Source organism: Vibrio sp. V08_P9A1T1, from assembly GCF_963874405.1.
Taxonomy (GTDB): Bacteria; Pseudomonadota; Gammaproteobacteria; order Enterobacterales; family Vibrionaceae; genus Vibrio; species Vibrio anguillarum.
The window spans coordinates 1-9,950 of the sequence record NZ_CAWNIB010000037.1; the positions used below are offsets into that span (position 1 = coordinate 1).

Sequence of the window (9,950 nt, forward strand, 5' to 3'; positions counted from 1 at the left end):
TCTTACAAATCGCTTAATTTCACGAAACTTTAAGAAATACATTGAGAAAATAGCTAGTGGTGAAAATGCCCCTGATGGATTTACGAAAACACTTGAAGAATATACAAATTTCAAGGGGCAGAAGCTCAAGCAATTTTGCGAATGCTTGCAGTTGTGTGATTCCGAAGGCAATTACGATGAACAAAAATATGATATTCACAAAGAGCTAGCTAAGTTATCTGTTTCAAAAAATATCCTAGATAGAGAAAAGCTGTTAGTAGCCAAAGTTTGGGAAAAAATCGAGCCGGGTCAATCTAATGTCATTAAACGAGAAGATATGCTTGAAGCTTTTGATGTAATAAGTTTCGATGACTTTTTCCCAGCTCCGCCACTCTTTGAGCCAATCGACAATTACATCCCTAGAGATGAACAAACCTGTATCGTTGCGTCTATAAAGTCGGCTACATCACACACTATTATCACTGCAAATGGTGGTGTAGGTAAGTCAATTTTAAGTAGTAACCTCTTTACCGAATTCAATGAACCATCAATCGTAATAGCATATGATTGTTTTGGGAACGGAAGTTACCGTAGAACAAGCGCTAAACGGCATGAAGCCAAGTACGCTCTTACTCAGGTGATCAACACGCTTGCAAAAGAAGGTTTATGCGATCAGATAATACCAACTAGAAACGAACCAGATGAGCACTGGATTAAGGCATTTTTGAACAGAATTAGAGAAGTTTGTACTACACTATCAGCGCAGGATGAAAGTGCTTTTTTAGTATTAATCTTTGATGCCGCAGACAATGCTGAAATGGCTGCTGAAGAACACGGGGGGACGTGTTTCGTCAGCCAACTTTTAAAAGAAGTGGTGCCTGACAATTGTAGATTGGTGTTTACGTGTAGACCAGAGAGATTAGATCTTCTCGACCCACCGTCTTCCATTAAACCAATCCAACTATCTCCGTTTTCAAACGATGAAACGCTTGTCAATTTACAAGCTAAGTATTCGGCTTCAACTATAGAACAAGCTACTGAGTTTAATCGCTTAACAGGCGGAAACCCGCGAGTGCAATCTAATGCACTATCATTAAAAATATCTTCGTTGAGCAACCTGTTGCTGTCTTTTGGTTCGAAAGTATTAACTGTTGAAGACTTAATAGAACGGCAATTAGAAGAGTCAATTTTTAGAATTAAGGATGAGTTTCCTAAAAACTATCGTGAGAGCATAGACAGTATCTGCATAGGGTTGGCTGTGTTGCCACCATTTGTGCCAATAGCAGTTTTAGCGAAGGCGGCTAATGTATCTACGGACTCAGTAAAAAGTTTTATAGCAGATTTAGGCCACCCGCTATGGCAAATTGATGACACCGTTCAATTTAGAGATGAACCAACTGAAAAGTGGTTTCAAGATAACTACTCTACAACTCCCGAAAAAATATATTCGTTTGTAAACGCGATTAAGCCACTTGCGACAGAATTTCCGTATGTTTCAGAGTCACTTCCTTTACTATTACTAAAAGCTGAGCAGTTAGACGAATTGGTGGAGCTAGCGTTATCTGAGAATTTCCTCCCTTCAATCAGTTCTTTTGATGATAATCAAGTGAAAGTGCAAAGATTACAGTACGCATTTAAAGCTGCTCTAAAGACCAACCGGTTATATGAAGCGGCAAAACTGGCGCTGACCGCTGGTGAAGAGATTGCTGGGAATGACCGCCAAATAGATATTTTAACAAATAATGTAGATCTTGCTTCTTTGTTTTTATCTCCTGGGCGCATACAAGAACTTGCTCATAGAAAAGAGTTAAGTGGTAGCTGGGATGGTTCAGAAACTGTATTCGCAGCATCTTTACTGTCGAGTGTATCCGGTTTGAAAGGTGAGGCCTATAGCTACTATAGATCTGCTGTACATTGGCTTGGCCGTTATTTTCAAAAACGTAACGAGGCAAAAGATGAGAAAGAAAGGTTTAATGAAAAACTAGAAGATATTGAAATCGTAGAATTAGCATTTGCACTATATCGAATTAAAGGCTGGAAAAAATGTGCTGACTTCTTACTCTCTTGGAGCCCATCTTCATGTATATATAGGATTACTTCTAGATGTACGGAAAGGCTTATTGATGCAGGAGACTTTGAACATATAGAAAAGATGGCAAACTACGGTAAGCACAATCCTAGTTTCATTATCGCTATCACTTCAGAATTGATGAAAGTGGGGAAACCCTCTCCTAGAGCTTGCCTAACTCGCTGCCTAAATCAAATTATTAAGCCGAAATCTAAGTTAGATAAACCTTCTGAATCTTTTCACAACACCGGTTTTACAGCCGATGCATACTTATCATTTTTTGAAGCCTGTTTAATTCATGACTTGCCTATCGCGAATATTCGAAGGGGGGTTAATTATTACTTCAATTTCCCCATGTGCTATCGTGTTGCTGATGATCATCAATATGATGGTGCAAGGGAGAGCCTTCTACGCTACTTATCTATTCATGCAGCACTCAAAGGTGATTTTGATTTAAGCTTGGATAATTATATTCCTAGTAGCTGGAGTAGTAAGAATGATTCTTATGAAGCCAAGAGAGAGTTAGAGCGAGCTAAAGAGCAAGTTGGTAAGCTTTTACCTTGGTATATGGTAAGAGCTAAAGTTTTATCAGGTATAGACATAAACTTAAAAAAAGAGCATGAATCTGCAAACAATATATCTTCAAAAATAGGATACAGCTCTTATCGGGAATATGAACCAGTGCCTTTCGAAATTACAAAGGCAAAGTTTGAAAACATCCTGTTTTGTAACTCTGACTTCTTAGAAGAACAAGCTCTGTTCGTAAAAAATTACAACGACAATAAACTCAAAGTATCTTTTGTTGATGATTTCTATTTTCTTAGAGCTAGTTGTAGGAACGATAAGCTTCTTGAGCTAAGTGAGTCAATAGAAGAACATTGTTATTCATCTTTAAGAAACTATGACTATGACGAATCTCCAGAGTCGCGTTCAGAGCACTTTATTAAATTATCAAGAGCAGTCCTTTGTGTCGGCAGAGATGATGCCGCGTCTTATTTTGATGAGGCGCTAAACAAAGCATTAGACTTTGGAGAAGAAGGTGTCATTCGTTGGGAGGCATTAACATCAATTGCTAAGCGCAGTTCACAAAGTGGGGTCAATAATCCAGCGCTTGCCCATCGCTATATGAGATGTGCAGAAATGATTGGTGATTCAGTTGCCAGAGAAAAATATTGGGATCGCAATGATGCTGTATCAACCTGTTTTCAACTTTCGTCAGAATCAACTTTCCCCATATTAAGTCGGTGGAAGGATAGAAACGTAGGTTGGCATGAAAGGCAAATATATGCTTTAGCGCATAATGCGGTAGACTCAGATCTTGCATCACCAGCTTCACTATGGTCATTGTCATCATTTTCTTGGGAATATGGACTTTTTGACTTTTTAAAGAAATGTCTTGCCAAAGACCATTCCAAGCATAACCAGCAACGAATGCTAGATGATTATGTTCGAGTTTTGAGAACACAAGGAATTGTCGGTGATAAGTGGATAGAGATACATAAATTAGCAACGCAATATAAGCTGGAGTGTATAACATACGATGAAGTTAAACGGCTCGCAGCGTCTTTAAAGCAAGATAGAGCTGGCTCTTTACCTAGTGTAATGAAAAAAGAAGAAACTGAAGAATATCAGTGGGATAAGCTTTACGGACAATTTGACTTGTCAACTGACGCTGGCTTCAGAGATGCATTCCAGTGCTATGAAAACCAAGGTTACCCAAGGAAATCCGAACAGTTTTGGCGGGGATGCTATAAAAAGATTACTTCACGAAGATTACGTTCATTCCTAGATGTAATTAGTCAGTCAGAACAACTAGATTTTTATGATCTTCGGTGGGCATTTGAAAATATCCCTGATGCATGGAAAAACAAGGTCTCAGTAGAAAAGTCTTGGAATGATTCAGTTAAGTATATTGCATCTAGGTATCCCACTAGATTCACTACGATTTATGAAAGATACTATATGTTGAATAGTTTCTTCTTAAATGAAGGTACTAATGTAGCCATAAAAGAAGGCGTTATTAAGGGATTATCAAACTCGGTCGATATAGAATCAGCTAGTGCCTTGTTTAGTTTTGCTCATTACAGTGCTAGTAATCTAAACATAGCAGAAGCCCAAGAATTAATAGACTTTGGCTTATCTAGGCTTGAGAGGCACATCGAAGAAGATTATGCCGATGGTAGTTGGAATGATTCTATACAAGTCCCCAAAAATCTCTCTCATGCTTTAGTTTGTTATATATATGTAAATCTCGGTTCACCTCAAGCTGAGGAACGGTGGAGAGCTGTGCATGCTGTTCGTAGATTATACAAACTTAATTGCCAGCCTGAAATCAACTTGCTTATAGAATGTTACAACGAAGGACTACCTAAATATTATGTTCCGACCAAGTATACGTTTTATAATTTACATGCCAAATTATATTTGCTCGTAGCATTAACTCGTTGTGCAAGCGAATGCACTAACTTATTGATAGATAATAAAAATTTGTTTTCTGAAATCGCTTTGAATAATGAGTGTGGAATATTGTTTCCATATTATGGAAAACAAATATGCTTATCGTTACAGCAATTTAGGCCAGATTGTTTCGACAGATCTACGTTTGAAAAGCTTCAAAAAGTTTGTGTGTCGCCACACTCTACAATTAACGAAAACAAATATCGCTATTGCGTGGATTCACCTTGGCATAAAAAAAATACATTAGGCGATCTCCAAGAAGTTTGGTTTGCTTATGACTTCGATAGATACTGGTTTGAACCGTTAGGTCGTGTCTTTGGTATTCCAAGTGAGCAAGTCGAAGATCTTGCTAAAGATGTTTTATTTAACCGCTGGGAAATGAGCTTTGAATCTTCACACATACCAGATTCAAGAGCAGACCTTTGGAAAAATCGTAGAAATTGGCATGACATAGAGAGTTCACGTTCGAGTTATCCTAAAATTGACAACTACAGGTTTTATATATCATATCATTTGATGCTTGAAGTTGCCTCCAAATTACTGGAGGCCATGCCAGTAATTCAGGGGGAGGATGATGACGTTAATTGTTGGGATGCATGGCTTAACAAGCACTTAATTCTTAATAAGAACGGTATACTACTATCTGAGCTTAGGGATCCTATACCTATTTACAAACCGGATTGGTTAAATGAAAAATATGATGAAGACTGGCCATGGCAAATAGTTGAAACAGACTTTATTGATCAGCTTATTGCCAAAGACAAATCATCCACTTGGCTTAACGTTGAGGGCTGCTGGGATGAATATAAGGATGGTAGAAACGAGCATATATCGTTCTCTACTATTTTGGTTCCTAAAGAGCTAAGTCAGTCGCTTTTACATACAACTGCTAACTTCGATAGTCATATTGGTGAGTGTTATTTATACAACTTTTGCGATTCTGATTACGATTATCAAAACAATCAAAAGTTTCGTTGCAAGCAATGGCTGCTCGCAGATGGTGAAATCAATGATATTGAACCGAAAGACCCATTCTCTGGAATAATATACGCTCAGCCCTATAAATTAAGCCAATGCGTGACTGAGGTAATCAATGTGACTTACAGTGAGGATGAAAAGAGCTGTACTTTATTATCAGACCACAGCATATGTCTTGAAAATAAATACTGGAGTGAGGATAAGCCCAACGATCCAGATTTTTACATAAGCTCTGGCAGCCCTGCCTCAGCATCTCTTAACTTTTTAAAACTTATCTGTGACCAACTGGATGTGGATATTGCTATACAAGTAAATATTCAGCGAACTTTCAAAGGATCATACAGAAATAGGAATAAAGATGATGAACTCGGATACATACCAAGATACAGCAAAACCTTCATCTTATCTGGAGACGGAAAACTTAGAGACACAAGAAAAAGTTATCAATTTAGGTAAAAAACTCATCTCTAGCTTTCAAGAAAACGACCTAGATTATATTACAGCTTGGATGATTAATTACCTATCTGAGCAGATTCTTTTAGCTGAGAACGGAGATGAGGAAGCGAAGAAGCAATGCTTTAATACTATAATACAGCTTTGGGAGAGCCGCTCAGTATTTCCTGACGGTACGAGACCATTTGAAAACTTCGAGCCTATATTTAAGGCTTTAGATTCGCTTAGCCCAGAAACCGTGATGCCCCGCTATTTTTCAAATAGTTATGATGGTCAGGAAAATGAGCAACTGGGAGGTTCAACGTCTTGGGTTGAGCTAGCTAAACACCTCGATTCAGCAGCAAGAACTTTAATCACTTTTATATTTGAACAAGCTGTCGAGCACGCAAAAAATGATAATACAAAAGATTGGCTACAACATGTATCAGGGGCTGTGGATTCAAATGAATACCAGTTTATAGCTAGATTTTCAGATGAGATTGCACTAGATAAAACAGAACAAAGAGTTCAGAATTTAAGCAATCGAATAGCTAAATTAGAAGCTTTTGAAAAGATAAGCAAGTCGATTAGACAAGGGCTTCAGGAAGAATTGAGAATCTTGGAAACGAGTCGTATTTAAAGAGTTAAGCCTGTGGATCTTTAGGGCTGCAGAGCAATGCTGAGACGATAGAGAAGCCTAAACACTCCGTTAATGATATCGCATTCGATCGAGCGTTGGTGACCAACAAAACCTCAGTATGTGATCTTGACGATGACAATATTCACAGATCAGCAATTAAGCTGGTGCTTGAGTAAGCGGAAATACTAGCAGTATGGTTGGTATATGTGCTTAAAGAGGCAAGGCATATAGCCTTGCTTTCTTTTTGCATAACCATTCGATAAAATTCTCAAACGCGCGTAGGTCACAATATATATTTTTATCTAAAGTAGCTAATTACAGCGAAAAGCTTAACTCATTTTTGTCCAATTCTGTTTTAGGATGTAGAGAGGTCACAAGACCTCTCTATCAATCAGCCTTCGAATCACATCCATATCACCACTAGACACTCCTTCTACCATTGATTGAATCTCATAGCTAACAAACGGTGATGATAGCCCTAACCGACAGGTATCAACCACAATATTAACCAACGCATCATCACTAAGAGAAAAGTTGATATCTAACTGCTTAATTCCATCACGTCCTTTGAACGGAACAAAAAATGCTGGGTGCAGGTGGTGTGGCTCAAAGCCGTTGTTCAAGAATAACTGAGTCATTTGCTGTGTCTCACCATAAAGCCTATAGCGCCACATAGAATGAATTTTTAACCTAGCTCCTGTTGAATCTAGTAAGGCTATCAAATTCTGGACGGCACTCGGTATAAACTGAATATCAGTAAATTTCCCAGCTTTGTATGCATCAATAGCAGCTAATTGAGCATCATCGCCGTTCGGATACAGTACTCCGGAAATGCCAATGTAAATAACGGGTCTCTGCTCGATTGCCATATCAACACAATAACACTCTCCGTGTTTAATCACAGGGCTAACCGTTCGCCAACCGCGCTGCTCTCTTAGCTCAACTAGATGCTCGAACTGAGGCTTGTACGCATGGCTGACCGTAATCGTTTTTATTTTCCGCATAAATCTGTAACTCCGTTGCGTTTGAAAGATAGGGCGCAATACCGCGCCCCTTTCAGTTAAAGTGAGTTATCTCTGAAGTAACGGAAGTATCCGTTGCGAAAAAGTGACAAGTTTTCGTCGGTTCCGGACAGTAGAATGCTCTGGCAAATCATCATTGACACACAAAGCCGGATATTGATGATGCATGAGTTGTGATGCGCTGCATCGTACTTCTATATCAACCGTTCGACTTTGGCTTGTGCAAAGTAAAGAGAGTATTGATGCTGATGAATCATAGCTCTGAAACTGATACTTATCGCTATAAAGCATCACTGCTACGTACGCTGCTTCTTGATTAGTCATTGGTATCCGTGTTTGACGATGATTAGGCAATGGAATCGCCTGCACTCTGAGTCCATCAGAGAATTGTACGCATAGCGAAGGGGCTAGCATCACATCGTCGGACATATATGAACGACGAATTTCGGGAGCAAATGTTAAGAACAGTTGGTATGGCAAACACATCCCAGCTTTTTCATCAAAGTGCTTATCAGCGAGAAACTGCAAAAACGTGTAGTCTTCAAGAGCTAGAGCTTCTTTCAGTCGTTGAATACCGCCCAATTTATTTATTACGTTCCTTGCACGAGCATCGGAAAAGTACCAAAGTCCTGCATAAGGTTCTGCACGTAACACAGCAATGACTGTATTTAGAACTATAATGTCATCCCTAGTGATGCCTAAATAAAATAGTGGCGAAAAGTCATAATCAGGATAACCATAGTATTGGTTGATAGTGTAAATCATGCCTTTCAGGTCATTCATAGTAATATTTAACATGACAACCCCACTATCTGCATTTTTGAAACGATTTTAAATTGCTTATCTAGCTGTGCCTTTTTGCCGTAACGTCCGAAAGTCATATGCGGATTCACATGACCGACAATTTCCGCAACACGGTGTTCTGGTTCATCTAATTGTTTTAACTCATCAATAAACGTGTGACGCAGGCTGTATGCTGTGGGACGTTGCTTAGCTTTCATCCCTAATCGAGTTTGTAACTTGCCAAATTGTGTTCGGTACAGTTTCGACCAATCGTTATCCGCTCCTTGAGGAGAGTAATGAAACAAAGGTTGGTTAGTAGCTGATTTTCTAGAACGAACAAAATCTAGGAAACCACGCTCGATCAGATACGGATGGATAGGGACATAGCGAACTGCATGCTGATTTTTAAGATGCTGATGTGGATAGTAATCTGCTATAGAAATATGCGGAATAGCTTCATCGCAATGCACATCATTTGTATAGAGTTGACAAGGTTCCTGAGTTCGAAAGCCACAGAATAGCTGTAAGTAAGAGATCCATTGAAAATCTTCTGATTGGCGCTTGAAATCTTCACTAAGGAAAAAATGGTGAAGCTCAGAAATGCTCCAGCGCTCGCGTTGTTCACTAGCGTGCTTCGTATTTTTAAAACTTGGCTTTAGTGATTGAGCTGGGTTTACAAGAATAAATTCTTTAATCGTACACCATGATAAAAACTGCTTAGTTGAAGCAAAATAGTCTTTATTGGTTTTAGCTGAACGACCTTCGGAACGCAGGTGGTCAATATAGCTCAGCATATCGCCTGTGCTTGGCTCTGAAAGCTCTTCTCTATCAAGATAGTCTAGGAAATGGCTCACTCGTTGCTGAAGTTGATGAGTCGTTAAAGCGACAACACCTTCTGTAGATTTTGATTGAATAAATTGAGCAAGCCAGCGGCGAAAATGATAAGACGGAGATACGGTTTGCCGGTAAGTACGTTCATCTTGCAGATCAATGTGTCGAGGAAGTTGAATGTCATCTTGAACAGCAGGAAGTGAAGCGTAGTAGCGATTTTGATCTTCTTCACGATAATTGCTACGTAGCGTTTCAACAACAGCATCGATAGAAGTTGAGCAAGTGTAGAAATCCATATCTGAATCTTTAAGCAAATCGATGAACAGGCTCTTTAAGTGAGCGCTCATCTCAAGATTTCGAATAATCGCAAGTTTACGTTCTTTGGTTAAAAGAGATATGCGCTTTTCAGTAGGATAGCCCTTTTTCTGAAGCGAAGAAGGGAAGTTTACGCGAGTATAGTAGACGCTAGAAGGATGTTTAAACAGGTACATATGTATCACCTTTATGTATCAGTGACTTTTGTACCGTAGAAAAGAAAAAAGCTGTTGAAAAATCAACAGCTTAGTTCATAAAAGTGGCGGAGAGATAGGGATTTGAACCCTAGGATAGCTATTAACCATCGCCGGTTTTCAAGACCGGTGCTTTAAACCACTCAGCCATCTCTCCACAAATTGTCACTAAAAATTAGTCTTACTTTGATAATGCTATATTTTTAGTTTTGCTTTCATATTTTTAATGATATGTAAGCGATATTCAAAGC

Annotated in this window: 5 protein-coding genes and 1 tRNA gene; 2 read left to right on the forward strand and 4 right to left on the reverse strand. The window is 38.9% G+C overall.

Annotated features, from left to right (window positions below):
• The first annotated feature begins 151 nt into the window (after positions 1–151).
• Positions 152–5,938, forward strand: a complete 5,787-nt coding sequence (locus AACT21_RS02240; protein WP_254917205.1) for a hypothetical protein — start codon at positions 152–154, stop codon at positions 5,936–5,938.
• A complete protein-coding gene (locus AACT21_RS02245; protein WP_094164158.1) occupies positions 5,841–6,554 on the forward strand; it encodes a hypothetical protein in 714 nt (237 codons plus the stop codon). The genes AACT21_RS02240 and AACT21_RS02245 overlap by 98 nt, the downstream gene beginning before the upstream one ends.
• Before the next feature lie 371 nt (positions 6,555–6,925).
• On the opposite strand, the gene AACT21_RS02250 is transcribed toward AACT21_RS02245, so the two are convergent.
• The 4 genes from AACT21_RS02250 to AACT21_RS02265 form a co-directional block, all read right to left on the reverse strand.
• Positions 6,926–7,558, reverse strand: a complete 633-nt coding sequence (locus AACT21_RS02250; protein ID WP_094164159.1) for a hypothetical protein — start codon at positions 7,556–7,558, stop codon at positions 6,926–6,928.
• Between the two features lie 66 nt (positions 7,559–7,624).
• Positions 7,625–8,374 carry a hypothetical protein gene (locus AACT21_RS02255; protein ID WP_094164160.1) on the reverse strand — a complete coding sequence of 250 codons (750 nt, stop codon included), beginning with the start codon at positions 8,372–8,374 and terminating at the stop codon, positions 7,625–7,627.
• The gene (locus tag AACT21_RS02260) at positions 8,368–9,681 is read right to left on the reverse strand and encodes a tyrosine-type recombinase/integrase (RefSeq protein ID WP_094164161.1); all 1,314 of its coding nucleotides are present in this window, start codon (positions 9,679–9,681) and stop codon (positions 8,368–8,370) included. Before AACT21_RS02260 ends, AACT21_RS02255 begins: the two co-directional genes overlap by 7 nt.
• Positions 9,682–9,765: 84 nt before the next feature.
• A tRNA-Ser gene (locus AACT21_RS02265) sits at positions 9,766–9,856 on the reverse strand.
• Positions 9,857–9,950 lie beyond the last annotated feature (94 nt).

Bases quoted from the DNA above. Each gene is read 5' to 3' on its own strand.
- AACT21_RS02245 (WP_094164158.1), top strand. From the start codon at position 5,841: ATGATGAACTCGGATACATACCAAGATACAGCAAAACCTTCATCTTAT.
- AACT21_RS02250 (WP_094164159.1), bottom strand. From the start codon at position 7,558: ATGCGGAAAATAAAAACGATTACGGTCAGCCATGCGTACAAGCCTCAG.
- AACT21_RS02255 (WP_094164160.1), bottom strand. From the start codon at position 8,374: ATGTTAAATATTACTATGAATGACCTGAAAGGCATGATTTACACTATC.
- AACT21_RS02260 (WP_094164161.1), bottom strand. From the start codon at position 9,681: ATGTACCTGTTTAAACATCCTTCTAGCGTCTACTATACTCGCGTAAAC.